This is a genomic window from Alistipes montrealensis, from assembly GCF_018362775.1.
GTDB classification, from domain to species: domain Bacteria; phylum Bacteroidota; class Bacteroidia; order Bacteroidales; family Rikenellaceae; genus Alistipes; species Alistipes montrealensis.
Genome location: NZ_JAGYXY010000009.1, coordinates 50,493 through 77,354 on the forward strand (window position 1 = coordinate 50,493; position 26,862 = coordinate 77,354).

A 26,862-nucleotide genomic window follows, 5' to 3' on the forward strand; every position below is an offset into this window, starting at 1 on the left:
GCGGTCGTAAGGGCTGTGCAACGGGTTCCGCTGCGCAGACGGAACCGTTTTCCGGCAATGGAGCCGTACTGTGTTTTGCTTGAAAGCCATTTTCGTCCCGTGTTTTTTGTTTCGGCCGTTGCAGGAAAGCCCGGAAATTTCTACCTTTGTCTCCGAACGAAATCCGGCGACCTGCACTTCCGTCACTCCGTCACCCTCTTATGCAGGGTCTTCGCATCCGTTCTCCGAATACCGTCGACTCGTTGGCCTGCGAGTCGCGGAGTTTTAACATTGAATAATCCCCAATAAAACATGCTAAACAGAATGAAAACTGACAAAATTCTGAAATTATGCCTTGCGGCTTCGATGCTGTGCTTCGGCGTTTCCTTGCGGGCGTCCGCTGCCCAGCTTATCGTCTCGGATGCGACACGCGTTTCTGCCGTAGTTCCCGACTACACTCAAACTAAGCGTCCGTCGGCATCGGAGCGGTTGTTCCAATCGTCGGCCGTCGAATCTGAGATCGCGCGGATCAAAGGCGTCCTTACGAACCGGAAACTGGCTTGGATGTTCGAGAACTGCTTTCCCAATACGCTGGATACGACCGTTCGCTACCGTACGGACGATAACGGCAAGGACGATACGGTGGTCTATACGGGCGACATCCATGCGATGTGGCTCCGGGACTCCGGGGCTCAGGTGTGGCCCTACCTGCAACTGGCCCATAAGGACGAACACCTTCGTCGGATGCTCGCCGGTGTGATCCGTCGGCAGATGAAGTGCATCGAACTGGACCCTTACGCGAACGCGTTCCTGGACCCCTACGATCCGAACCCGGACCACCAGTGGATGAAGGACAAGACGCAGATGCGCCCTGAACTCCACGAACGCAAATGGGAGATCGACTCGCTGTGCTACCCGCTTCGCCTAGCCTACGAGTACTGGAAGATCACGGGCGACGCTTCGGTCTTCGACGAACACTGGCTTGCCGCGGTAAAGAATATCCTCCGTACGTTCCGCGAACAACAGCGCAAGGATGGTGTGGGTCCCTATACGTTCCAGCGTCGCACGGAACGCCAGTTGGATACGGTCTGCAACGACGGCAAGGGCAACCCTGTCAACCCGGTGGGCCTTATCGCCTCGGTGTTCCGTCCCTCGGACGACGCCACGACGTTCCTGTTCCTGGTTCCCTCGAACTTCTTCGCCGTTACGTCGCTTCGCAAAGCTTCTGAAATCCTGACGAAGGTGAACAAGGAGAAGCAGCTGGCTTCGGAGTGCCGTGCTTTGGCCGACGAGGTGGAGACGGCTCTCCGGAAATACGCGACCTGCGATCACCCGGAATTCGGGAAGATCTACGCCTTCGAGGTCGACGGCTACGGGAACCGCTTTTTGATGGACGACGCAAACGTTCCGAGCCTTCTTGCTATGCCCTACCTGGGTGATATGGATGTGAAGGACCCTGTTTACCGGAATACGCGCCGTTTCGTCTGGAGCGAATCGAACCCTTACTTTTTCAAAGGCTCGGCGGGCGAAGGTATCGGAGGTCCCCATATCGGTTACGACATGATCTGGCCGATGAGCATCATGATGAAGGCCTTCACGTCTACGGACGACGCCGAGATCAAACGCTGCATTGAGATGCTGCTGACGACCGATGCGGGTACGGGTTTCATGCACGAATCTTTCCACAAGGACGATCCTGCGAAGTTTACGCGTTCGTGGTTCGCGTGGCAGAACACGCTGTTCGGGGAGCTGATCCTGAAGCTGGTGAATGAGGGCAAGACGGACCTGCTGAACAGCATCACGGTTCAGTAAAGGCCGAAACTCGGAAAATAAATGCCGGAGTCCCAGACTCCGGCATTTATTGTTGGGGCTTGTCGTTATAGGTTCCGGAACGGATAGGGGTATTCGGCCCCGAACGTCTTCTTGTATTCGAGGACGAAGGCTTGGTAACGGCTGCGGGCTTCCTCGTTGCGTTTCAGCCGGTTGAGCGACCGGACCAGGTAGGCTAAGGCCTGGTCGTTGAGCGGATCGATGCAGAATACGGCCTCGGCCAGTGCAAGCGTCGTTCCGTAGTCCTCCTCCGCAAAGCATTTCTCCATTTCGATTTGCAGGACGGGTTCCAACGTACGTTCCACCTCCTCCTTGAACGAGTCGAAAAGCGGCTGGTCGTCGTGTTTGAGGAATTTTCCGCGTGAAAGCAGTTGCACCAGTTCCCCGCGGTTCTCTCCGATCTGCTCTGCCGAGATAATCTCCATGCAGCGCGTATAGTCGCAGTAAAAGGCCGGTCCCTGTACGAGCCGGAAACAGCCCTTGCTGTAAACCAGTTCCACGTCGTCCAGTTCGCTGAGCGTCTTGCGCAGGTGGTTGATCGTCACGCCGCGCGAGTTTTTCACTTTGTCCTCCGGCTTGTCCGGCCACAGCAGCGTGCTGAGCCGTTGCGAAGAGATGCCGTCTTCGAAGCTGTTTTGCAGCACGAGGCAGAAAATCTGTCGCTGCCGCGTGGTGAACAGGTAGGTTATATCGCGGTTGTGGCGGTTGCGGACCATGAAATCACCGAACAGGCAGATCGAATTGGGCCGGGCCGACATCTCTGCGGCTTCTGTTTCGTCCGGCGCTTCGCCCGGCGTTTTACCTGCGGACTTCCGGCGCCACACAATCCCCCCCCCGATTGCCGTCGCACCTAATACTATGATTAGCACCAGCATCCAGGATGTATCGCTCCTCCGGGGTTTGGCGTGTCCGGCCAGTTCTTCGGCCGAAATGGGCGGGAATGCCAGCCGATAGACTTTCATCCGCGACTGGATGTCATCGTCGAACTCCTGTACGGTGGCGAACAGGTCGTCCTGTTGTGCGTCGTAGTAGAGGTTGGCGTTGGTCGTTATTTTGTCGGACCGAATCGGAATCGAGTCGCTCAGTATTTCGTAGCTGCCGTCCGCGATCGAGAAGCGGTAGAGGTGCAGGTAGGAGTTCGAGACGCTCTCGGGGTAGCAGAGTGTGTAAAAACACGAATCGTTGAGGATCACCATGTTGCGTACGGGGACCGAATTGGTCTTCCGCCACGGTATTTCCCAGAGTTTCGAGATGCGGCCCGTCGTGAGGTCGAGGCGGTGCAGGTCGTAGAAATAGTAACGCCCGACGGACTGGTCGCCCGATTCGTTGCCCATGCCGCCGAAGATGTAAATCGAGTTGTTCTCCTTCAGGTAGCCCATCGAGGAGAAATAGCGCGGGAAGAGCGGGTCGCCGCTGAATTCGCCCAGCGGCTCCCAGTGTTTCGCCTGCAGGTCGTAGGTGTGGAACTCGCGGCTGTAACTCATGTTGCCGAACCCTCCGAAAATCGTGTAACGGCCCTGTTCGGGGTCGAAATAACACCCGTGGTGATGCAGCTGCGTCGGCATGTGTTCCCGGCACTCGGTGCTCCAGCGATAGGTGTCCAGGTCGAGGCAGGCCATGGCGGGGCAGTCTGCGGGCGAGGTCTCGTCGTAAACCTCGTAGGCGTAGAGTTTGTTGTGCGCCGGGTCGATGAAGTTCATGCCGAGAACCAGTTTCAGCGGACAACGTTCGGCGAAACGGTGCATTTCGGTCTGCTCGGTGCGGACGTTGTATATGAATAGCGTGTCCCGGTTGAAATAGTAAACCTCCTTGCGTAAGGGGTTGTAATTTGTCCCGGCAACGCTCTGCGATGCGAATGCTGCCCGGTAGCGCCAGTGATAGGCGTCGTTGATCAGCCATTCGGGATTCTGGACCCGGCCCTGCGGGCGCCCTTTGGTGTCGTAGACCGTGTTTCCCTCGTTCTGGCTGAGTTCGAACGTGTAATTCTTGCTGTTGCCGACCGTGAGGTTCTGGATGGCGAACGAGGGAACGTCGATGATGTGGTCGCTCTTGCCGAAAATGATGATCGGGCTGTAAGTGTCCGGCAGGTTTGCCTGCGTCGCCGTAAAGGTGCGGTTGTGGATGGTCAGCGTGATCGAGTCGCCTTTGAGGTCGAAGGCGAGTTTCATGCGGAACCAATGGGCGTCGAGCAACTCCTCCCGGTCGATTTTCGCCGTTATCAGGTTGCATTTCCCCTCTTCGTTGAGTTTGAAGAAGTCGTCGCCCTGCCCGTCGTAGAACAGGTTGTAGATTTTGTCGCTCTTCTGGTTCTTGATGCGCAGGATGTAACCGATTTCGGTGACCGGATAGAGCCGGATGTCGAATTCGATGTCGAACCGGTCCGCGAACGACGGAACGCGTTCGTCGAAGACATTGTACGAGGTCCGCTTGTCGATCGGCAATTCGGCGCTGTTGAATTTCAGGCCCTGCGCGGACGCGGTTTGGATCGCAGTCAGTGCAATGAGGAGGAGTGTATGGTAGTATCTGCCCATGATACGTTTGGAGGTTCGGTCTTACAAAGATAATAATTTATTGGAAATATGAAAATTTTTTACCGGCCGGCCGCTCCTTGATTCGGATCCGATTGCTAATTTCGCGCCTCGTTCGGCTCCCGGAAAAGCCTTTCCGGAGGGTTAAAAAATCGGGGATTAATGATTTTTTCTGCCGATTAACCGGATTTTAACCCTGTAATTAACCTATCGCACCTCAAATTTATCAAAAAAATACAGGCGGCGGGAGATTGAGGCCAAAGTCGAGCGAACGCCTTTCGATTTCTTAAAATTTTTATTAAAACTTACTAACAACTTAAAACTATGAGATTAAACAGACTATTGCGAACATTCGCGTTTACGGCGCTCCTCGGAGGGCTGGCTGTTTCGGTGAGCTCGTGTAAGGACGACGACACGAAGGGTGAGACGGAAAAGACGATCGGAGAGGTCTCGGGCGTTGTGACGGACGACGAGGGCAATGTGCTCGGCGGGGTCGAGGTGTCGATCGCCGATATCGTAGATTTGACGGAGACGAGTGTGACGGCTACGACTACTACCGAGGCCGACGGCCGCTATACCCTGACCGACGTGCTCGTGGGTTCGCACATGATTACCTGCAAGAAGGCGACTTACCAGACTACGAGCGTGACGCTCAAACCGCAGAAGTTCAACGCCGAGGCGATGGCTACGGTCAACATCGAGATGCGTTACGCCGCGGCGAAGATCACGGGTACGGTTCTCGACGCCCGCAACGACGGCGCTCCGCTGGCCGGGGTCAAGGTGACCATCAGCGAGACCCAGACGGGCATGACCGATGCGAACGGCAAGTACGAGATCGCCAACCTGCCGCTCGACGCCTACGAGCTGACCTTCTCGCTGAAGGATTACGCGACCGTTACCAAAAAAATGGGCCGCGACGCTTTCGAGAATAACACCGCCGTCCTCGACGTAGTCATGGGCAGCCCCGAGGTGCTCCGCGGCAAGACGGCATTCGACCTGCGTGATGCCGACAAGTGGTATTACAGCGAATACCGCGGCGGCGGAAACGATACGAGCTACCCGCACTGGGATTGGTCGACCGACTATATGGCCGCACTCGATTTCGTGGGTGCATGGCAGGAGCAGAACGAAGGTACGACGCTCCAGATTCGCAACGACGGGGCCAACCAGAAGAATCCCGTCGACCTCGATGTCTTCGACTCCTATGTATATGGCAGCAAACTGATCACCGAGGACAACAAGGTGATGACCCTGCAGGTGCGCACGCACAATGCCGACTCCGAGAATCCCGCGGTCTTCGGCGTCCAGGTAATCGACCTTTCCGCCGCTGAGCCCGCAGCCGTGAAGATCGGCGGCAACGAAAGCTATGGTTCGGATTCGTACAAGTCCTTCGGCTTCGACCTGAGCGACTACATCGGCAAGGAGGTCGTGATCGCCGTGGGTATCTACCGCGCCAAGACGGGCGACTACTGGAAGCAGCTGGTGCTGCGCCGTATCGCTTTCTCGACCGCGAAAATCGACGGCTGGAACTATATCACGGGTACGGCTGTCAACGACGACCTCAAGGATTGGAAGCTGACCATGGAGATGGTTCGTTCGACGATGCCGCACACCAAGAAGAAGTTCAGCGGCGTTACCGTCTGCGAAGGCGATAAGAACAAGGACAACCGCCAGGTTGCTTACCACTCGTGGCGCGACAACGCCCATATTGCCGCCGAATGGTCGTTCGTTCCCCGCGTCAAGGACCCGGAGCCGTTTGCCGGCGAGGGTTATATCATCAAGACGCGCGGCGGCGGCACGGCGGTTAACACGATTGAGCCGGAAGCCTACCTCTATGCGAAGTTCTCGATTGCCGAGGGCAGCAACAACCTGACGCTGCGGATCCGCAACTTCGCCGGAGAAGCTACGTTCTTCAAGATCACCGCCATCAAAAACGACGGCACGGTAGAACACATCGTTCCGGCATCGAATACGGCCGCATCTTCCTCGGCAGCCCCCAACGGATGCTGGAAATTTGTCCACCAGAACGGCGGTCCCGGCAACCCGGATGCTTATGCCAAGTTCGTCTACGACCTTTCGAAGTTCAACGGCGAAGACGTGGTGCTGGTCCTCGGTGTCTACAAGGGCGAGGAAAACGGCACTGAGAGCAAGGTCTGCATTTACGACGTTGAGATGAACTAATCTGAAAAAATCCTGCGCTTCTGCGGGTATCCTTCCTCCGGACAGGCCTTCGGGCCGCCATGGACGGGAGGATGCTCCGGGGAGCCGGGACCGATAACCCTGACTTATGAAAAAAATCATTTCTTTTGCGCTCAGTTCGCTGATGCTGACCACCGTTGCATGCAGCAAGACGAACGAGCCCGACAATACGGTCCGTATTCCGGAGACACCGTCCGAACAGTCCGTGCAGAACATGACACGGGCCATGGCGCTGGTCGACCGGGCGATAGAATGCTATTTCGAAGGCTCCGGCATGACCATGTCGCGCTACTACAATCCTTTCACGGGGACCAGTCCCGATGAAAAAGCCAGTGTCTGGATGTACGGTTCGTCGATCGAGGCCGTCAACGCCATCCTCCGCGGCCTGAAGACCCAGCAGCGCGAGGGTATTCCGGAACTCTACGACCAGCATTTCCAGCGTTACGTTGACCTGCTGGCCCAGCTCTACGAAAATGCCGATTACTACCTGGGAACCTATACCCTGACTTCGTTCACGCAGACCCGGAAATGGACCGTCTACGGCGTGAACCGCGGCAGCGACAAGGGTTCGGCGCAGGTCGACGGCGTCCTGAACGTTTACGACGACCAGCAGTGGCTGATCCGCGAGTTCATCGAGGCGTATAAACTGACCGGCGACAAAACCTACCTCGAAAAGGCCGAGTACCTGACCGAGTATGTGCTCGACGGCTGGGACTGCACGCTCAACGTCGACGGCGACGAAAACGGCGGCATTCCCTGGGGCCCCGGTTACACGACCAAGCACTCGTGCAGCAACGGCCCGATGGTCAGCCCGCTGGTGTGGCTCTACGAGATTTACAAAGGCAAGGACGACCAGACCACGCACCGCTTCATCGACATCGACAAGAAGCGCAAGAGCGAGACGGTCAAGAAGAGCCGCTACTACCTCGACTTCGCCAAGAAGGTCTACGACTGGCAGAAATCGACGCTGCTCCGCAGCGACGGCGTTTACCACGACATGCGCGGCGGATGCGTTCCCAACTGCGACGTGGCTTACGAATGGGTCGGCGGCGTGCGCTACCGCGCCAACACCCAGTTGACGCGCAGCGAAGGCGAAGCGCTCTCCTACAACTGCGGCACGATGCTTTCGGGCGCTGCCGACCTCTACCGCGTAACCCGCCTGGGCGAGTACCTGGAGGATTTCCAGCAGCTTTCCGATGCCAGCTTCAACTACTTCGGCAAACTCAACCAGAACGTCCCGGGCTACTATACGTACAGCGTCCTGGGCTTCAACGACTGGTTCAACGGCGTGATGATGCGCGGCTGGGTCGACGGACACAAGTTCTACCCGTCGGTTTCGGCGCCCCTGGCGAGCTTCCAGGCCAATCTCGACTACGCCTGGTCGCACTTCCTGCGCAACGGCCTGTTGCCTACCAACCTGCTCGTAGGCTGGAACCAGGACCGCGGCAAGAACAATGTCGACGGACAGTTCATCTTTGCCTTTGCCGCAGAGTATGCCGGGCTGGCCCGCTACGAATTAGAAAAGTAACCCAACTTAAAACCGAATGATTATGGAGAATATTTCACATCCGCGGCGGGGCTTCTTCGGCCTGCTGATGAGTCTCCTCCTTGTTTTTGCAACCTCCTCGGCGTGGGCGCAGAACGCAACGGTGACCGGAGTCGTGACCGACAGCAGCAATGAACCGGTCGTCGGCGCCACCGTCGTCGCCAAAAATACGAATATCGGTGCTGTGACCGACGGCGAAGGCCGCTATACGATCACCGTTCCGGCCAATGCGACGCTTTCGTTCTCGTTCGTGGGCCTCACGGGCAAGGAAGAGAAGGTCAACGGCCGTACGACGATCAACGTCGTGCTGAGCAGCGACCAAACGCTGATCAACGACGTTGTGGTCGTGGGTTACGGCGTCCAGAAACGCGGTTCGATTACGGGAGCCGTGGCTGCGGTCCGGGGTTCGGAGATGATCCACACCAAGAGCGAGAACCCGCAGAACATGCTCACGGGCCGCGTGGCCGGTGTTCGTGTCTGGCAGAAGAGCTCCGAGCCGGGAACTTATAACGCCAATTTCGACATCCGCGGTCTGGGAAGCCCGCTGGTGATCATCGACGGCATTCCCCGTTCGGTGGAGGATTTCCAGCGCATGAATCCCAGCGACATCGACGATGTTTCGGTGCTGAAGGATGCCGCAGCGGCCATCTACGGCCTGCGCGCCGCCAACGGCGTTGTGCTCGTCACCACCAAGAAAGGTCAGCAGGGCAAGGCGAAAGTGAGCTACAACGGCTCCTATACGTTCCAGGTCCCCTCGAAGATGCCCAAGCTGGCCGACGCTTTCGGGACCATGACGCTCTACAACGAAATGGCGATGAACAAGGTCAGCGGCGGCGCTCCCGTCTACCTGGAGAAGGATTTCGAGGACTACCGTACCGGCGCACGCCGCACGACCGACTGGAACAGCCTGATTTTTGCCGATTTCGCCCCGCAGACGCAGCACGATGTCAGCATTTCGGGCGGCAGCGAGAAGACGCAGTATTTCGTCAGCCTGGGCTATTTCTACCAGGAAGGCTTCTTCCGCTCGGGCGACCTCAATTACGATAAATTCAACCTGCGCTCGAACCTGACGACCGAGATTTTCAAAGGCCTGACTTTCGACCTGAAGATCAACGGCATGGCCGACGAGCGTAACAATCCCTATTCGACTTCGACGGACATCATCCGCAACTACTGGCGTCAGGGCGTGCTCTTCCCCGCCTATGCCGACCCCGAGAATACGATGCTCAACTACGAAGGTCTCGACCTCGACGAGAATACCGTTGCCAAGATGACCTCCGACGTTTCGGGCTACCGCAAATACAAGCAGAAATCCTTCCAGTCGTCGGCGTCGCTGACCTATGACCTCGGAACGCTGACGCACGCTTTGCAGGGTCTTTCGGTCAAGGGAATGCTCAGCTACGACTACCGCATGGACAACAACGAAATCTTCCAGCGGGAGTATTCGCTCTATGCCCCCGATCCCACTACGGGAAGCTACCTGCAAAAACTTTACAACAATAGTTCGCCCAACCGGCTCAAGCGCGAGTTCTACGACCGCCAGCAGACCCTGGGCCAGATCACGATCAACTACGACCGCACGTTCAACGGCGTTCACAAGGTCGGCGCGCTGGTCGGCTGGGAGGTCCAGAAGATCAAGGGCGACAACTTCTACGCCCAGCGCGAACTGGCCTTTGCGACCCCCTACCTGTTCAACGGTACGGATTCGAACAAGGACAGCGGCGCCAATTCCGGCAGCATCTACGAAAAGGCCTACGGCGCACTGATCGGCCGTCTCAACTATGCCTACGACGACCGCTACCTGCTCGAAGCGCAGTTCCGCTACGACGGTTCGTCGCAGTTCGCCAAGGGTCACCGCTGGGGCTTCTTCCCTTCGATTTCCGCCGGATGGCGCATCTCGGAGGAGCCGTTCTTCAAATCCTGTTCGGCCCTCTCGTTCATCAACCAATTCAAACTGCGTGCGAGCTACGGCGAAATGGGTGACGATACGGGCGCCGAATACGACTGGGTGATGGGGTATACCTATCCGTCGACGAACAGCAACGGCGAAAACGGTTATTATAACCAGTACGCCCCGGGATATATCTTCGGCGGCAATGTGATCATGGGCGTCGACCCGAAAGCCATTCCGAACATCGGCATTTCGTGGTTTACGGCCCGTACGTTCAACGTCGGCGTCGACTTCGAGGCCTGGAACGGCCTGCTGGGCATTTCGTTCGATTACTTCGACCGCCACATGTCGGGCCTGTACGCTCGTCCCGAGGGCGATTTCCAGACGGTTATCGGCGCCACGGCCCCGCGTCTGAATGCCAACAGCAGCCGCAACATGGGTCTCGAACTCCAGATCACCCACCGCAACAAGGTCGGCGAATTTTCCTACGACCTCCGGGGTATCGCCACCATCACGCGCAACAAGTACCTCAAAGCGGTTCAGAACGGCGGCTACGGCAACTCCTACGACCGCTGGCGCCACGACAACCTGAACAACCGTTTCCAGGGCGTGCAGTTCGGCTACGAGTCGGCCGGGCGTTACCAGGACTGGAACGACATCTGGAACTATCCGATCTACAAGGATAACAACCTCCTGCCGGGCGATTATAAATACGTCGACTGGAACGGCGACGGCGAGATCAACTCGCTCGACGAGCATCCTTTCGCCTTCGACCAGACGCCGTGGCTCAACTTCAGCCTCAACTTCTCCTGCTCGTGGAAAGGCCTCGACCTGAGCATGCTTTTCCAGGGCTCGGCACTGGGCTCGATGCAATATCAGGAGCCGCTTTACGCCATCTGGGGCAAGGACGGCGGCGGTGCGCTGGAGCAGTTCCTCGACCGCTGGCATCCCGTCGACCCGACGGCCGACCCCTATGCGCCCTCTACGAAGTGGACCGGCGGGCACTACGCCTACACGGGCCATTCGCCGATCGCAAACTCGGAGTTCAACCGCGTGAGCACCGCTTACCTGCGCCTGAAGAGCCTCGAACTGGGTTACACCATTCCGCGGATCAGCAAATTCTCGTCGGTGAGCCTGCGTGTGTACGCCAACGCCTATAACCTCTTCACGATCACCGGGGTGAAATTCGTCGATCCCGAGCATCCCGACGACGAGCAGGGCCGCCTTTACCCGCTGAACAAGACCTACACGCTGGGACTCGCACTCTCGTTCTAACAGATCAAAACGTTGCGAATTACAAATCTGACACTTATGAAAAAGACACTGATAGCTTCTTTGTGCACACTGTTGCTGGCCACCTCCTGCGTGGACCTGGACCTTGCGCCGAAGAATATTGTGACTGCCGACGACCTGCTGTCGAACGAGGCCGGTATGGAGATTTACCTGGCCCGCATGTACAGTCACATGCCTTTCGAGGATTTCAAGTACATGGCCCAGTGGGGTTATGAGTACAACGGCTGGCTGTCCGCCATGGGTATCGAAGGCACGGGCGAGGCCGTCAACCGCGACGGCATCTGTGCGGCGTTCACCGGCGAGCGCACGGCCTACTGGGGCGATGCGTTCAAACTGCTGCGCGACGCCAACTACCTGCTCGAAACGCTGCCCAAATACCGGGGATCGTTCGGCGAGGTGACCTATAACCACTACCTCGGCGAAGCCTACTACGTGCGCGCCACGGTATTCTACGCCATGGCCCGCCGTTTCGGCGGCGTGCCCCTGGTGACGCATGTGATCGACTACCCGGCTTCGGCCAGCGAACTCGAAGTTCCCCGTGCCTCCGAGGAGGAGACGTGGAACCAGGTGCTTTCGGACTACGACAATGCCATTGCGCTGCTGATGCCCAAACTCGAAGCCTCCAAGACGGGTTATGCGAACCGCTATATCGCCTTGGCGTTCAAGTCGGAAGCGATGCTCTATGCCGGCAGCGTGGCCAAGTACAACGAGACCGTGACGGGCCGCCTGACGGGCCTGGGCCGCAAGACGGGCGTTCGTGTCATGGGCTTCGACTCGAAGACCTGGGAGGCCGCCTCGAAAAAGTACTTCACCGAAGCCTACAAGGCTGCCCGCGAGGTGATGGCCAACGGCGGTTATTCGCTCTACAAGAAGAAATGGTCGGCAACCAACCGCGAGGCGCAGTACCAGAACATGGTCGACATGTTCAGCGACCTTTCGAGCCCCGAGAACATCTATGTCAAGGAGTATGTCTATCCGACGCTGACCCACGGCTACGACGCTTACAGCTCGACGTTCTATTTCCGCGGTCCGCTGTCAGCCGGAACCTGCCCGACGCTCGATTTCATCGAACTCTTCGACGGCTTCGACCGCTACCGCGACGGTACGCTCAAAGTTACCGACGGTGTTTCGAATACCTCGGGCAACTACCTGATGTTCGACAAACCGATGGACTTGTTCGCCAATGCGGAACCGCGTCTGCGCGCCTACGTCATTTTCCCGGGCGACATGTTCAAGAACCGCGAGAACGAAACCCGCGCCGGCATCTATACGGGTTCGACGCCTGTTAAGCCGTTCTTCAGCGACTATTCGTACAGCGCCGCCGAAACGACTTACCAGAAACTGGATATCTATACCAGCGCCAAGACGCTCCGCATGAGTGCGAAGAGTACCGGCCAGGACTCGCTCGTCGTCAAGGGTGTCAAAATGTCGGTCGCCGGGGAGAACGGTCCGTTCTACGAGGACGGCGAGGCTAACCTGACGGGCTTCTATGGCCGCAAGTGGCTCAACCCCGATCCTTCGTTCGTCGCCAAGGAGGGCAACTCGGCCCAGCCGTTCATCCTGATGCGTTATGCCGAGGTGCTGCTCAACGCCGCCGAAGCCGCCGTCGAACTGGCGATGGCCGGCGTGGCTTCGCCCGACGGCGCCGACCTGACGAAGGTGGCTACCGATGCGGTGAACGACATCCGCGAGCGCGCCGGGGCCGAACTGCTCAAGACCAATATCGCACCGACCAGCACGGGCCGCGACATCGTCCGCAAGGAGCGCCGCAAGGAACTCGCGCTGGAGCACAAGATCAAATGGGACCTGCGCCGCTGGCGCGTATGGCACTACGAGGGCCGCGACGGATTCTGGGGCGAAACCCGCAACAAGGATCTTTACAGCAACAACTCGAACTACCGTTTCCGCGGTCTCTATCCGTTCTATTCGACCCAGGCCGACAAGTACTTCTTCGACGCCCATTTCCAGTGGGTCAGCCTGAAGACCTTCAACTATTCGGTTCTCGACTACTATTTTGCCATCCCGGGCGGCGAGGTTTCGAAGAGTCCCGTGATCGACCAGCAGCCGAACCGTTAACCTTAAGATACGCAGATTATGAAAAAGATAGCATTATACAGTTTATTGTGCGCTTCGCTCGCTTTCACTTCGTGCGAGATTTTCAAGGTCGACAACTACGACGAGCCCGCCGAAACGCTGCGCGGCGAAGTGGTCGACGTGGCCACGGGCAAACCCGTGCTGACCGACCAGGGCAGCGAGGGCATCCGCGTGCGCCTGCTGGAACTGAGCTGGGGTGAAAACGTCCAGCCCAATCCCGACTTTTTCTGCATGCCCGACGGAACGTTCCAGAACACGAAGGTCTTCAAGGGGGAATACAACGTCCGCGTCGACGGTCCGTTCATTCCGCTGGTCCGCGAGGACGAGCGCGGCGTGCCTCTGGCCGACGAGACACAGACGCTGCAAATCAGCGGCGTGAAGAACGTCCGCTTCGAGGTCGAGCCTTTCCTCAACGTCGAGTTCGTGGACTATCCGATGGTCAGCGACGGTAAGATTTCGGCCAAGGTCCGCGTGACGCGCGGCGTTTCCGACGCGATCTTCCGCGAGAAGATCGAGCCGATGGGCGGCTGGAAGGACGAGTTCCTCAACGTGACCGACATCCAGTTGTTCGTCAGCTATTCGTCGAGCGTGGGTTACCGCGCCCGCGACGAACGCTGGTCGAGCAAGCTCGAATACACGGGTTCCGCTTTCAACGAGTTCCTGGGCCAGCCCGTGGTCATCCGCTCGCAGGGTTATGTTCCCTCGGGCCGCAAGGTCTTCGTCCGTGCCGCCGCGCGCATCAACTACGACACGCCGGCCGGCAGCGGTACGCGCCGCTGGAATTACAGCGAACCGATGGAAGTGATTATTCCGTAAAACCTGTTGCATACGAGTTTAAGGTTTAAAGTTATCTTCGCTAAGAACCTGACTTTAAACCTTAAACTTTTTTTCACACCGACTGTTATAACGATCAGCCATGAAGAAATTTTGGATTTTTTGCCTGCTGGCCGCCGGCTTCGCTTATCCGGCCGGAGCGCGGCAGCCCGACGATGTAAAGACGACTTTCCAGTCCTCCCGCGAGTGGAGACCCACGATCGACAACCGTGCCGACGCCGTGATGGTCTACGGCGTGGGCGGCAACCCTTCGGACCGCTCGAAACGCATCTCGTTCGAAGACCGCGTCGCCTCGTGGCGCGAACGGGGTTATACAACCCATTTCATGACCGGAATCGCCTGGGGCGAATACCAGGACTATTTCACCGGCAAGTGGGACGGTGAGTGGCATCTCGACGAAGGTCAGGTGCAGCGCAGCGGCGATACGATCTGGCACGGACACCTCGTGCCCTATATCGTTCCGTCGGAGAACTACCTCCGTTACCTCAAGGAGCGGCATGTGAAACGTGTGATCGACGCGGGCATCGACGCCATCTTCATGGAGGAACCCGAGTTTTGGGCCCGGGCCGGTTACAGCGAGGCGTTCAAACGCGAATGGAAAGCCTTCTACGGTTTCGACTGGCGCCCGCAGCACGAGTCGCCTGAGAACACCTACCTGGCGAACAAACTCAAGTACCACCTCTACTATCGCGCCCTGAACGAGGTCTTCACCTACGCCAAGGAGTATGGCCGGAGCAAGGGCATGGACGTGAAATGCTATGTCCCGACCCACTCGCTGGTGAACTATTCGCAGTGGCAGATCGTCAGCCCCGAAGCGAGCCTCGCCTCGCTGCCCTCGGTCGACGGCTATATCGCACAGGTCTGGACCGGCACGTCGCGCGAACCGAACTACTTCGACGGCACGCTTCGCGAGCGCGTCTTCGAAACCGCCTACCTCGAATACGGCTCGATGGAGTCGATGACCGCCCCCACGGGCCGCAAGATGTTCTTCCTGACCGACCCGATCGAAGACCGGGCGCGCGACTGGGCCGACTATAAAAAGAATTACGAAGCTACCTTCACCGCGCAGCTGCTCTATCCCCAGATTGCCGATTACGAGGTGATGCCGTGGCCCGAACGCATCTACGAAGGGCTCTACAAAACCAGCCGCGACAGCGAAGTAAAGGCGCGTATCCCGCGCCACTATTCGACGCAGATGCAGGTGATGATCAACGCTTTGAACTCGATGCCCGCCACCGATAACCGCCTGACCGGTTCCGCCGGAATCAGCGTCCTGATGGCCAATTCGCTGATGTTCCAGCGTTTTCCGACCCATGCCGGCTACGAAGATCCCCAGTTGGCCAACTTCTACGGTCTGACGCTTCCGCTGCTCAAGCGCGGCGTACCCGTGAAGACCGTGCATATCGAAAACCTGGGTTATCGGGAAGCGCTGGCCGCAACGAAGGTGCTGCTGATGACCTATTCGAACCTCAAACCCCTCGCGCCCGAGGCACACACCCAACTGGCCGAGTGGGTAAAGAAAGGCGGCGTGCTGGTCTATTGCGGCCGTGACGACGATCCGTTCCAGACGGTGAGCGAGTGGTGGAACAGCGGCGGCAACGCCTATGCCGCGCCCGCCGACCACCTCTTCGCGCAGATGGACATTCCCGCCGCCGCACCCCAGGGCGAGTATGCCTGCGGCAAAGGCACGGTCTGCATCCTGCGCGCCGATCCCAAGGAGTTCGTGCTCGCGAAGGGCGGCGACGAGCCGCTGATCAGGGCCGTCAAATCGCTCTACGAAGGACGAGCGAAGGGCGGGGAACTGACATTCAAAAATAATTTCTACCTCCAGCGCGGCGTCTACGACCTGGTGGCCGTGCTCGACGAAAGCGTCGGCGACGCGCCTTACACGCTGCGCGGTACGCTCGTCGACCTCTACGATCCGGAACTTCCCGTCTGCACGGAACGCACGATCCGTCCGGGCGAACAGGGCCTTTTCGTCAACGTCGGCCGTGTCGCGCAGAAGCGGCGTCCGCAGGTGTTGGCCGCAGCCTGCCGGGCCTACGACGAGAAAGTAACCGGGCACAGCTACGCCTTTGTGGCCAAAAGTCCTGCCGAAACCATCTGTGTGGCCCGCGTTCTGCTTCCGAAGCAGCCCCGGAGCGTGAAGGTCGGTGGCAGGGAGGTTTTTGCCCCCGCCGAATGGGACGCCGCGAGCCGGACCTACCGGCTGCGCTTCGAGAACGATCCGGACGGCGTGGCCGTCGAGATCGGCTGGTAAACCGAGAACTACTAATTTCTAACTTTCATACATGAAAAATCCCTTTTTATTCCTGATTCCCCTCGCTGCCGCCGCCTGTGCCGGGCAGGGAGCGACGACGGGCGAAGTTATCAAGAGCGAACTGCGGGCCCCGGCCTATCCGCTCGTTACGATCGACCCCTACACCAGCGCCTGGTCGATGACCGACAATCTCTACGACGGTTCGGTCAAACACTGGACCGGCAAGGACTTCCCGCTGATCGGCGCCCTGAAGGTCGACGGCGTAGCCTACCGTTTCATGGGCACTGAGGACCTCGAGCTGCTGCCTGTCGTTCCGACCTCGGAGCAGGGCGAATGGGTTGGCCGCTGGACGACCGTGAAGCCCGCCGGCGACTGGAAGGCGCCCTCCTACGACGACGCTTCGTGGAAGAGCGACCGCGGGGCCTTCGGCACGAAGATCAACGAACCTACGGCCAAGACCGACTGGACGACCGAAAACATCTGGGTGCGCCGCACGGTGACGCTCGACGAGGATATGGCCGGGAAGCAAATCTTCCTGGAATTTTCCAACGACGACGATGCCGTCTTCTACGTGAACGGCGTCGAAGTGCATAATACCGGTTCGACCTGCAACAAGAACGCGATGGTGAAACTCCCCGAAGCCGTCGTTGCGACGCTCCGCAAGGGCGAAAACCTGATCGCCGCCGAGTGCCGCAATCCGGTGGGCAACGGTTTGCTGGACTTCGGCCTGCTGACCCCGAAAGAGACGCAGACGGCGCTCGAAAAGACCGCCGTGCAGACCTCCGTCGACGTGCAGGCCACGCAGACGCACTATGCCTTCACGTGCGGGGATGTCAACCTGGAACTGACCTTCTCGGCGCCGTTGTTCCTCGACGACCTTGCGCTGATCAGCCGCCCGGTCAACTACCTGACCTACCGCGTCACCTCCGCCGACGGCAAGCCCCACGAACTGGAACTCTACGTCGAGGCGTCGCCCCGCTGGGCGCTCGACCAGCCTTACCAGGAGTCGCAGAGCGAATGCTTCGAGAAGGACGGACTCGTCTGCCTCAAGTCGGGCAGCAAGGAGCAGAACATCCTGGCCAAGCGCGGCGACCACGTGCGCATCGACTGGGGCTATTTCTACCTCGCGGCCGAAAAGGAGAACACCCGGGGCATGGTCGGCAACAGCGACCGCCTGCGTTCGGCCTTTATCGCCGGGACCACCGATCCTTCTGCCGTTTCGGGCGAGAACAGTTCGGCCCGCATGGCGCTCGTGCGCGACCTGGGCGATGCCAGGGACGCTGCGGGTAAAATCATGATCGCCTACGACGATATCTGGTCGATTCAGTATTTCGGCGAAAACCTGCGGCCCTACTGGAACGCTGACGGTACGCGCACGATCTTCGACGAGCTGAACGCCGCCGACAAGGAATACGCTTCGCTGCTCAAACGCTGCTACGCATTCGACAAAGAACTGATGGAGGCTGCTGCTGCGGTCGGAGGCCGCCGCTACGCCGAACTCTGCGCGCTGGCTTACCGCCAGTCGATCGCCGCGCACAAGTTGGTCAAGGCCCCCAACGGCGACCTGCTCTGGCTTTCGAAGGAGAACGACAGCAACGGTTCGATCGGTACGGTCGACATCACCTATCCCTCTTCGCCGCTCTTCCTGTATTACAATACCGAGTTGGCCAAAGGATTGATGAACCATATTTACTATTACAGCGAGAGCGGCCGCTGGACCAAACCCTTCCCTTCGCACGACGTGGGAACCTATCCGCAGGCAAACGGCCAGACCTATGGCGGCGACATGCCCGTCGAGGAGGCCGGCAACATGCTGGCGCTGACTGCTGCCGTCTGCACGATGGAGGGCTCCGCTGCCTATGCCGAAAAGCATTGGGACGTGCTGACCACGTGGACCGACTATCTTGTCGAGAAGGGACTCGATCCCGAGAACCAGCTTTGCACCGACGATTTCGCGGGCCACTTCGCCCACAACGCCAATCTTTCGATTAAGGCGATCGTCGGCATCGCCTGCTACGGCCGCATGGCCGAGATGCTGGGCAGGCACGACGTTGCCGGGAAGTACACCGCCAAAGCACGCGAACTGGCGAAGGAGTGGGTGAAAATGGCCGACGACGGCGACCACTACCGCCTGACGTTCGACAAGCCCGGCACGTGGAGCCAGAAATACAATCTCGTGTGGGACAAGCTGCTGAAACTTAACGTTTTTCCCAAGGAGGTCGCTCCGAAGGAACTGGCCTACTACCTGACAAAGCAGAACCGCTACGGCCTGCCGCTGGACAACCGTGAGACCTATACCAAGGCCGACTGGATCGTCTGGACCGCGACGATGGCCGACGACAGGGCCACGTTCGAGCGTTTCATCGACCCGATGTACGACTTCATGAACCAGACCGTCGACCGCGTGCCGATGTCCGACTGGTTCTTCACCGACAAACCCAACCGCCGCGGTTTCATGGCGCGTGCCGTCGTCGGAGGTTACTGGATCAAGATGCTGGAACCGAAAATCAAAAAATAGATGAAACGCACCCTTGCATTCCTTTTGGGAATCGTCCTGTCGGCCGGCTGCTGCCCGAAGCCTGCCGCACCCGCCGCCGATCCGGTGGATTATGTTTCGACGCTGGTCGGTACGCAGTCGAAATACGAACTTTCGACCGGTAACACCTACCCGGCCATCGCGCGCCCGTGGGGTATGAACTTCTGGACGCCCCAGACCGGCCGGATGGGCAACGGCTGGACCTATACCTACACCGACGACAAAATCCGCGGGTTCAAGCAGACCCACCAGCCCTCGCCGTGGATCAACGACTACGGCCAGTTTGCCCTGATGCCCGTCACCTCGGGCCCGGTGTTCGACGAGGACGCCCGCGCCAGTTGGTTCTCGCATAAGGCCGAGGTGGCGAAGCCCTATTATTACAGCGCCTACCTCGCCGATCACGACGTGACGGTGGAGATCACGCCCACCGAGCGTGCCGCGATGTTCCGCCTGACCTATCCCGAGGCCGAACGCTCCTATCTGGTCGTCGACGCCTTCGATTCCGGTTCCGAGGTCCGTGTGCTGCCCGATATGCGGCATATCGTGGGCTATACGACCAAGAACTCGGGCGGTGTGCCTGCGAATTTCCGCAACTGGTTCGTCATCGAATCCGACACGCCGTTCCAGTATGTGGCCGCCGTCGCCGACGGCCTCCTTGCGGAAGGGACGGCCGAGGCTTCGGCCGACCACGCCGGGGCTGTCGTAGGGTTCCGCACCAGGCAGGGCCAGCAGGTGCAGTTGCGCGTCGCTTCGTCGTTCATCAGCGCGGAGCAGGCCGAACTGAACCTCCGCGAATTGGGCGGCGACTCGTTCGATGCCGTCGTTGCCGCAGGCCGCGACCGCTGGAACGAGGTTCTGGGCCGTATCGAGATCGAGGACGACAATGTCGACAACCTCCGCACGTTCTATTCGTGCCTTTACCGCTCGGTGCTCTTCCCGCGCGACCTCTCGGAGATCGACGCTGCGGGCAACCGCGTGCATTACAGCCCCTTCGACGGTACGGTCCGCCCGGGCTACCTATTCACCGACACGGGTTTCTGGGATACGTTCCGTTCGTTGTTTCCGCTGCTGAACCTGGTTTATCCCGAGATGAATGCCCGGATGCAGGAGGGCCTCGTGAACACCTACCTCGAAAGTGGCTTCCTGCCCGAATGGGCCTCGCCGGGCCACCGCGGCTGCATGGTCGGCAACAATTCGGCTTCGGTCGTGGCCGACGCATGGATCAAGGGTGCGAACAAGTACGGCGATTACGATGTCGAAACGCTCTGGGAGGCTGTCAAGCACGGCGCCGAAAGCGTGCATCCGACGGTTTCGTCGACCGGGCGCCTCGGCTGGGAGTACTACAACAAGCTGGGTTACGTGCCTTACGATGTCGGCATCCGCGAGAATGCCGCCCGTACGCTCGAATACGCCTACGACGACTGGTGTATCTACACACTGGGCCGTGCGCTGGGCAAGCCCGAGTGTGAAATCGCCCCTTACAAGGAGCGCGCGATGAACTACCGCAATCTCTACGACGCCGGTTCGTCGCTCATGCGGGGCCGCAACGAGGACGGTACGTTCCAGTCGCCGTTCAGCCCCCTGAAGTGGGGCGACGCTTTCACCGAGGGCAACAGCCTCCACTACACGTGGTCGGTGTTCCACGACCCGGCGGGCCTCGTCGAACTGATGGGCGGTCCCGGGCGCTTCACCGCGAACCTGAACGAGGTCTTCACCATTCCGCCGCATTTCGACGACAGCTACTACGGCCGTCCGATCCACGAAATCCGCGAGATGCAGGTGATGAACATGGGCAACTACGCCCACGGCAACCAGCCCATCCAGCACATGATCTACCTCTACAACTGGGCCGACGAACCGTGGCGGGCGCAGTACTGGGTCCGCGAGGTGATGGATAAGCTCTATACGGCGGCTCCCGACGGCTATTGCGGCGACGAGGACAACGGCCAGACTTCGGCGTGGTATGTCTTCTCCTCGCTGGGATTCTATCCCGTGTGCCCCGGCTCGGACGAGTATATCCTGGGTTCGCCGCTCTTCAAAAAGGCGACCGTGCACCTCGCCAACGGTAAGACGCTGGAGATTACCGCCGGGAACAACTCCCGGACCGCGCGTTACGTCGAAGAGTTGAAAGTCGACGGTAAGACCAGTACGAAGAACTACCTGACGCACGAGACGCTCAGCAACGGTGCGAAGATCGACTTCCGCATGTCTGCGGAGCCCAACCGGAAGCGGGGTGTCGATCCGCAGGACCGTCCCTATTCCTTCTCTGCGGAGCAGTAACGGGGAATTCCGAACAAAACAGGCGCACGATGCAGATCGTGCGCCTGTTTTGTCGTTGCCCGCTCCGGTGTCAACCTTCCTGGTACTGGCGTGCTTTCAGCGGATGGGCGATCTCCTGCCGTTCCCCGTTGCGCACGACCTGCGCCCTTCCGCCGCGAAACGGTTTGACGGCGGTGCAGTCCGGACAACTCAGACGTGTGCGGCCCGCCGTGTCGATGTAGTGCCACGTGCTGCCGAGCTGAACCGCTGCGAGTCCTTCGGTGAAGTCGAAGCCGCTGTCGTAAAGCGGTGCTATAACGACGCATTCCGGAGTCCGGTAACCCCAGCGCCCGCTCTCGACGAAGAGTTCGGGCTCCTCGTCCGATGCCGCCGCTGCGGGTTTTTCGCGGATTGCCTCGGCGAGCAGTCCCGCGAGACCGAAGAGCCGCAGGGAGGGGGCGCGCAGCAGTTGTGCGATGCGGTATTGAACGGCCATGCCGCGCTGTTCGAACAGCGCGAGCGTCTCCCGGTAGGCGGCGTCGGCGGCAATCCGCTGGGGACAGTACAGCAGTCCGTCGGTGCTTCCGTAGCGGTCCCAGAGCGTCGGGTCGGCAGCCAGTGCGTGCAATGCCGTCGAGATCAGCGCCGCGGGGTAGTCATCGATCCGTTCGTCGAAGTCCGCAGCAGTCCGTGCCGGGTGCTGGTAGGCAGCCGTGCCCAGTTCGGGGCTCGTCTCCCCGGCGAAGGCAGGCAGGTATGAGGCGTCGAAGTCGATCGGATGAAGCGTTCCGTCGTCGCTGACGATGATGTTTTCGGGCTTCAGGTCGCCGTGGGCGCAGTCGTCGGTAACCAGCGCGAAGGCCAGCCTGTCGAACAGCCGGGCGAGGATTTGCAGGCATTCCCTGTCGCGGAGCGCAGCGGCCTGTGCAGCCGCCTCGTGCAGGGTGAGGCCCTCGATCCAGTCGCCGAGGACGACATCGACCCAGACCCCGGTTTGGGCCGAGGTGTGCAGGTAGAGCTCTTTTTCGAGCAGCCGATCGCCGTAAATCTCCTTCAGGTGGCGCATCGGGCGCAGGTAACAGCGCAGCGAGCGGATGCGCCCGCCGAGGCGGATGCGGAAAACCGCCGCCGAATTACCGGCGCTGAAACCAGGACGGCCCCGTTCGTCGTGGCACACGTCGACTTCTCCCAGCGTGCGCGTCAGGCCGCGGGAGTCGAACAGGGTCAGGAGGTATTGGCGAAGGGTATACACCGTCTTGAACTGGGGAGTAAGCACCCTAATTTACGGATTATTTTTGGATTCGCCGCATTTTCCGGTTTCGGGAAGGCGGGCCCGGTCTAAAGAACAGGGCAAAAAAAAAGCCTCCGAAGAGGCCTTCTCGGTTAATGGCAGTTGCAGTGGCCGTCGTGGTCCTCGCAGCCGCAGTCTTCGTTGCAGCCGTCGCCGCACGAGCATCCGCCCTGCAGGTCCTCGGGCGTCACGTCGCGCACCGAAACCACCTCCACCTCGAAGTTGAGCGTTTTGCCCGCCATCGGGTGGTTGAAGTCCATTTTCACGGTTGCGTCGCCTACCTCCTTGACGATACCCATCATGCGGTTGCCCTGGGCGTCGCTCATCGGAACCTGGCTGCCCTCGAAGAGGATGTCCTCGGCGAGTTTGCCGTCTACCATGAATATATCTTTCGGCAGGTCGACGATGGCGTCTGCAATCACTTCGCCGTAGCCGTCTTTGGCCTCAAGCGTAAACGCGACCGATTCGCCGATCTCCTTGCCCAGGATCGCCTCCTCGAATTTCGGAAGCAGCATGCCCGTTCCGAAGATGAATTCGAGCGGCTGGCCCGGACGCGACTGGTCTGCGATCTGTCCGTCGACGGTGAGCTTGTAGTCTACGCCGACCATTTTGTTCTGTTCTACTTTCATTGTATTTGATAATTAGGTGAATCTTGCTTTTACTGTGAGTTGACAAAGGTAGAAATTAAGTTTATATTTTGCAACGAGTTGCGTAAATGTCGTTTTTTTTCTATATTTGATAGAGCTAATCCATTGCTAAAATCATGCAGAAAAAAATATTCCTGACGGTTATTGCATTGTTTGCAGTGACGGCCGTTTTCTCTCAGGTCCGCTATCAGGGGCATTTGGCCGCCGGATACGGCATTCAGATCGGATGGGCGGACGCAAACCCGGTCAATGTGGAAACGACGCACGGCGTGCGGATAAATCCGCATCTGTTTACCGGAGCCGGCATCGGACTTAACTATCGGAGCTCGCTCGGAACATTGGATTATCATGTCTACGGCAATGTGCGGGGCTATTTGCTCGCCGAAGGGGCGACGCCTTTTCTCTCGGTCGATGCAGGCTACGGGTTTCTGGAAAATGACGAAGGGTTCTATGCTTCCCCGGCGTTGGGTATGAGCTGGCCCCTCGGGAATCGTTGTGCGCTGGCTTTTAATATCGGTTTCCAGATGCAGGATGTTGCAGAGCGGTTAGGGGGCCGAAGGTATGAGAAAAACGTGATTTTCAGGGTCGAATTTATGTTTTAACCCGGTGAAAAATAAAAAACGGATGAGTTTTCGCTCATCCGTTTTTTTGTCGGTCGGAAATCCGGGTCTACTCGCAGTTGCGGCAGCAGAGGTTGCGATCGCCGTAGCCCGCGTCGATTTTCGAAACGTAGGGGAAGAACTTCGCCTCGCCGACCCACGGGAGCGGGAAGGCCGCCTGTTCGCGCGAATAGGGGTGTTCCCAGTTCCCGGCCAGTTCCCGGGCGGTGTGGGGCGCATTCGCCACGACGTTGTCCTGCTGTCCGGCGGCCGCCTCGCATTCGCGCTTGATGCTTATCAATGCCTCGATGAAACGGTCCATCTCCTCCTTGGGCTCCGATTCCGTCGGCTCGACCATCAGCGTCTCGTGTACGGGGAACGAGAGCGTCGGGGCGTGGAATCCGTAGTCCATCAGCCGGTGCGCGATGTCGCCGCAGTCGATGTTGTAATCCTTCTTGAAAGAGGTCAGGTCGAGGATCATTTCGTGGCCTACGCGGCCCGTTTCGCCCGAATAGTAGGTGCGGTATTCCGGGGCCAGCGCCGCCGACATGTAGTTGGCGTTGACGATGGCCATCTCGGTCGCTTTACGCAGCCCTTCGGCTCCCAGCATCTTGATATAGCCGTAGGTGATCGGGAAGAGCAGCGCCGAACCCCACGGGGCCGAAGCGACGGCCGTGATTCCCTCGTCGCCGCCCGTGGCTACGACCGGATGCGACGGCAGGAACGCCCTCAGGTGCTCTGCGACGCAGATCGGGCCTACGCCCGGGCCGCCGCCGCCGTGGGGCATGGCGAAGGTCTTGTGGAGGTTCAGGTGGCAGACATCGGCCCCGATATAGCCGGGGTTCGTGAGGCCCACCTGTGCGTTCATGTTGGCGCCGTCCATGTAGACCTGTCCGCCCGCGTCGTGAACGGCGTCCACGATCTCGCGGATGCGGCTCTCGAATACGCCGTGCGTCGAGGGGTAGGTGACCATCAGGCCGCACAACTCCGAGGAGTACTCTTTGGCCTTGGCTTCGAGGTCCTCCACGTCGATGTTGCCGTTGGCGTCGCACGCTACGGTGACGATCTTCATGCCCGCCATGGCTGCCGATGCGGGGTTCGTGCCGTGGGCCGACGCCGGGATCAGCACTACGTTGCGGTAGCCCTGTCCGCGGCTCTGGTGGTAGGCACGGATCACCATCAATCCGGCATATTCGCCCGCCGCGCCCGAATTGGGCTGGAGCGAGCAGGCCGCGAAGCCGGTGATCGTCGCCAGGTCCTGTTCCAGCCCGGCGATCAGGTCCATATAGCCCTTGGCCTGGTCGGCCGGGGCGAAGGGATGTATGTTCTGGAAGCCGGCCAGCGACAACGGCTGCATGAGCGCCGCGGCGTTGAGCTTCATGGTGCACGAACCTAAAGAGATCATTGAGTTGGCCAGCGATATGTCCCTCAGTTCGAGTTTCTTGATGTAGCGCATCAGGGCGCTTTCGGAGCGGTAGGCGCTGAAAACAGGCTCCTGCAGGTAGGGTGACTTACGGCGCAGGGCAGTTGGAACGTTGCTTTCGGTGACGGCCTTTACCGCCTTGGCTTTCTTGCCTTTGGCTGCGGCGAAAATGCCTGCTACGGCTTCGATCTCCGCAGGAGTGGTCACCTCGTCGAACGACATGCGCACGCGGCCTTCGGAGGGATAGTAGAAGTTGATGCCGTTTTCGAGCGCCAGCGATTGTACGACGGCGGCTTCGGCTTCGACTTCGAGCGTGTCGAAGAACTCCTTCGATGTTAATTTATAATCCATCGCCTCCAGCGCACGGGCAACGGTGGCGGCGGCCAGGTGGGCGGTTTCGGCGGCACGTTTCAGCCCTTCGGGGCCGTTGTAGACACAGTAGAAGCCCGTCATGGAGGCCATCAGGGCCGAGGCGGTGCAGATGTTCGAGGTGGCTTTTTCGCGTTTGATGTGCTGTTCGCGCATCTGGAGCGCCATGCGCAGGGCCCGGTTGCCCAGCCGGTCGACCGAGACGCCGATGATGCGGCCCGGCATGTTGCGTTTGAACGCCTCGCGCGTGGTCAGGTAACCGGCGGCGGGACCTCCGAAGCCCATCGGATTTCCGAGGCGCTGTGCCGAACCGACGGCGATGTCGGCGCCCCATTCGCCGGGGGCTTTCATGAGGGCCAGCGACAGCAGGTCGGCGGCGACGGTCACCAGGGCGTCCTTGGCATGCGCCGCGGCCGTGAAATCCGAGTAGTCGCGCACGGAGCCGTCGGCGGCGGGGTATTGCACGATCGCGCCGAACTCCCTGCCTGTAAATTCGTACTGGTCGTATTCGTCGATGATGAGTTCGATACCGAACGGTTCGCTGCGCGTGAGCAGCAGGTCAAGCGTCTGTGGGAAGATGTTGCGGTCGACGAAGAGCTGGTTGCGGCCCTCCTTGACGGCCTCGCGCGAGCGCAGCGAGAACATCATCGCCATCGCCTCGGCGGCGGCGGTTCCCTCGTCGAGCAGCGAGCAGTTGCCGATCTCCATGCCCGTGAGCGAGATCACGGCGGTCTGGAAGTTCAGTAGCGCTTCGAGGCGGCCCTGTGATATTTCGGCCTGGTAAGGCGTATAGGAGGTGTACCATGCGGGATTCTCGAAGACGTTGCGCACGACGACGGCCGGGACGGCCGAAGGGTAGTAGCCCATGCCGATGAACGAGCGGTAGGGCTGGTTGCGGTCGGCCAGGTCGCGGATGTGCGCCGCGAATTCGTATTCGCTCATCCCCTCGGGCAGTGCGAGCGGCTTTTTGAGCCGGATGGACTGGGGAATGACCTGCGCGATGAGTTCGTCGGTCGATTTTACGCCGATCACATCGAGCATGGCTTTGAGGTCTTTTTCGTTGCAGACGCCGATGTGGCGTTCGGAAAACTTGTCGAACATATGATGAATTTAATAGTAGCAGTCTCTCGGAAACACGAGCATACAAAGGTAAATAATTGGCGCGGACGCGCAAAAATTTCGGGCAGATTATTTCGGGCCGGGCCGCCGGATCGGGATAATCGGCAGCGGGCACGGGGAAAAGTATAGGATATTACGAATTTTTTATCCAATTGTATACTTTAA

At 59.3% G+C, this 26,862-nt stretch carries 14 protein-coding genes; 10 read left to right on the forward strand and 4 right to left on the reverse strand.

Features of this window, described 5'->3' with window-relative positions; genetic code table 11:
- The first annotated feature begins 303 nt into the window (after positions 1–303).
- The gene (locus tag KG007_RS13665; RefSeq protein ID WP_213349682.1) at positions 304–1,791 is read left to right on the forward strand and encodes a glycoside hydrolase family 125 protein; all 1,488 of its coding nucleotides are present in this window, start codon (positions 304–306) and stop codon (positions 1,789–1,791) included.
- 65 nt (positions 1,792–1,856) lie between these two features.
- Here KG007_RS13665 and KG007_RS13670 read toward each other — a convergent pair whose 3' ends face one another.
- On the reverse strand, positions 1,857–4,340 hold the full coding sequence (locus KG007_RS13670; protein WP_213349684.1) for a Kelch repeat-containing protein: 2,484 nt from the start codon (positions 4,338–4,340) through the stop codon (positions 1,857–1,859).
- Positions 4,341–4,661: 321 nt separating this feature from the next.
- Between KG007_RS13670 and KG007_RS13675 the strand changes: the two genes are divergently transcribed.
- The 8 genes from KG007_RS13675 to KG007_RS13710 all read left to right on the forward strand — a co-directional run bounded on the left by KG007_RS13675 (position 4,662) and on the right by KG007_RS13710 (position 21,270).
- Positions 4,662–6,518, forward strand: coding sequence for a carboxypeptidase-like regulatory domain-containing protein (locus tag KG007_RS13675; protein ID WP_213349685.1), 1,857 nt, complete (start codon positions 4,662–4,664; stop codon positions 6,516–6,518).
- Positions 6,519–6,624: 106 nt separating this feature from the next.
- On the forward strand, positions 6,625–8,064 hold the full coding sequence (locus KG007_RS13680) for a glycoside hydrolase family 76 protein (RefSeq protein WP_213349687.1): 1,440 nt from the start codon (positions 6,625–6,627) through the stop codon (positions 8,062–8,064).
- A gap of 22 nt (positions 8,065–8,086) precedes the next feature.
- A complete protein-coding gene (locus KG007_RS13685; protein ID WP_213349689.1) occupies positions 8,087–11,248 on the forward strand; it encodes a SusC/RagA family TonB-linked outer membrane protein in 3,162 nt (1,053 codons plus the stop codon).
- A gap of 36 nt (positions 11,249–11,284) precedes the next feature.
- On the forward strand, positions 11,285–13,342 hold the full coding sequence (locus KG007_RS13690) for a RagB/SusD family nutrient uptake outer membrane protein (RefSeq protein WP_213349691.1): 2,058 nt from the start codon (positions 11,285–11,287) through the stop codon (positions 13,340–13,342).
- Between the two features lie 18 nt (positions 13,343–13,360).
- Entirely contained in the window at positions 13,361–14,176 is an 816-nt protein-coding gene (locus KG007_RS13695) for a DUF3823 domain-containing protein (RefSeq protein ID WP_195461872.1), read from the forward strand.
- 100 nt (positions 14,177–14,276) lie between these two features.
- Positions 14,277–16,454 carry a hypothetical protein gene (locus tag KG007_RS13700; RefSeq protein WP_213349693.1) on the forward strand — a complete coding sequence of 726 codons (2,178 nt, stop codon included), beginning with the start codon at positions 14,277–14,279 and terminating at the stop codon, positions 16,452–16,454.
- Between the two features lie 31 nt (positions 16,455–16,485).
- The gene (locus tag KG007_RS13705; RefSeq protein WP_213349695.1) at positions 16,486–18,972 is read left to right on the forward strand and encodes a glutaminase domain-containing protein; all 2,487 of its coding nucleotides are present in this window, start codon (positions 16,486–16,488) and stop codon (positions 18,970–18,972) included.
- Positions 18,973–21,270 (forward strand): GH92 family glycosyl hydrolase, encoded by a 2,298-nt coding sequence (locus KG007_RS13710; RefSeq protein WP_213349697.1) that lies wholly within the window; start codon positions 18,973–18,975, stop codon positions 21,268–21,270.
- Between the two features lie 70 nt (positions 21,271–21,340).
- Here the strand turns inward: KG007_RS13710 and KG007_RS13715 are convergent, their stop codons facing one another.
- Positions 21,341–22,525 carry a WG repeat-containing protein gene (locus KG007_RS13715; protein ID WP_288332346.1) on the reverse strand — a complete coding sequence of 395 codons (1,185 nt, stop codon included), beginning with the start codon at positions 22,523–22,525 and terminating at the stop codon, positions 21,341–21,343.
- 107 nt (positions 22,526–22,632) lie between these two features.
- Complete coding sequence (locus KG007_RS13720; RefSeq protein WP_213349699.1) at positions 22,633–23,169, reverse strand: FKBP-type peptidyl-prolyl cis-trans isomerase; 537 nt, start codon at positions 23,167–23,169, stop codon at positions 22,633–22,635.
- A 134-nt stretch (positions 23,170–23,303) separates the two neighbouring features.
- Here KG007_RS13720 and KG007_RS13725 point away from each other — a divergent pair, with 134 nt between their 5' ends.
- Entirely contained in the window at positions 23,304–23,789 is a 486-nt protein-coding gene (locus KG007_RS13725; protein ID WP_213349701.1) for a hypothetical protein, read from the forward strand.
- Positions 23,790–23,856: 67 nt separating this feature from the next.
- Here the strand turns inward: KG007_RS13725 and gcvP are convergent, their stop codons facing one another.
- A complete protein-coding gene (gene gcvP, locus KG007_RS13730; RefSeq protein ID WP_213349702.1) occupies positions 23,857–26,679 on the reverse strand; it encodes an aminomethyl-transferring glycine dehydrogenase in 2,823 nt (940 codons plus the stop codon).
- Positions 26,680–26,862 lie beyond the last annotated feature (183 nt).

Bases quoted from the DNA above. Each gene is read 5' to 3' on its own strand.
- KG007_RS13705 (WP_213349695.1), top strand. From the start codon at position 16,486: ATGAAAAATCCCTTTTTATTCCTGATTCCCCTCGCTGCCGCCGCCTGT.
- KG007_RS13695 (WP_195461872.1), top strand. From the start codon at position 13,361: ATGAAAAAGATAGCATTATACAGTTTATTGTGCGCTTCGCTCGCTTTC.
- KG007_RS13710 (WP_213349697.1), top strand. From the start codon at position 18,973: ATGAAACGCACCCTTGCATTCCTTTTGGGAATCGTCCTGTCGGCCGGC.
- KG007_RS13725 (WP_213349701.1), top strand. From the start codon at position 23,304: ATGCAGAAAAAAATATTCCTGACGGTTATTGCATTGTTTGCAGTGACG.
- KG007_RS13700 (WP_213349693.1), top strand. From the start codon at position 14,277: ATGAAGAAATTTTGGATTTTTTGCCTGCTGGCCGCCGGCTTCGCTTAT.
- KG007_RS13720 (WP_213349699.1), bottom strand. From the start codon at position 23,169: ATGAAAGTAGAACAGAACAAAATGGTCGGCGTAGACTACAAGCTCACC.
- KG007_RS13680 (WP_213349687.1), top strand. From the start codon at position 6,625: ATGAAAAAAATCATTTCTTTTGCGCTCAGTTCGCTGATGCTGACCACC.
- KG007_RS13670 (WP_213349684.1), bottom strand. From the start codon at position 4,340: ATGGGCAGATACTACCATACACTCCTCCTCATTGCACTGACTGCGATC.
- gcvP (WP_213349702.1), bottom strand. From the start codon at position 26,679: ATGTTCGACAAGTTTTCCGAACGCCACATCGGCGTCTGCAACGAAAAA.
- KG007_RS13690 (WP_213349691.1), top strand. From the start codon at position 11,285: ATGAAAAAGACACTGATAGCTTCTTTGTGCACACTGTTGCTGGCCACC.
- KG007_RS13685 (WP_213349689.1), top strand. From the start codon at position 8,087: ATGGAGAATATTTCACATCCGCGGCGGGGCTTCTTCGGCCTGCTGATG.
- KG007_RS13665 (WP_213349682.1), top strand. From the start codon at position 304: ATGAAAACTGACAAAATTCTGAAATTATGCCTTGCGGCTTCGATGCTG.
- KG007_RS13675 (WP_213349685.1), top strand. From the start codon at position 4,662: ATGAGATTAAACAGACTATTGCGAACATTCGCGTTTACGGCGCTCCTC.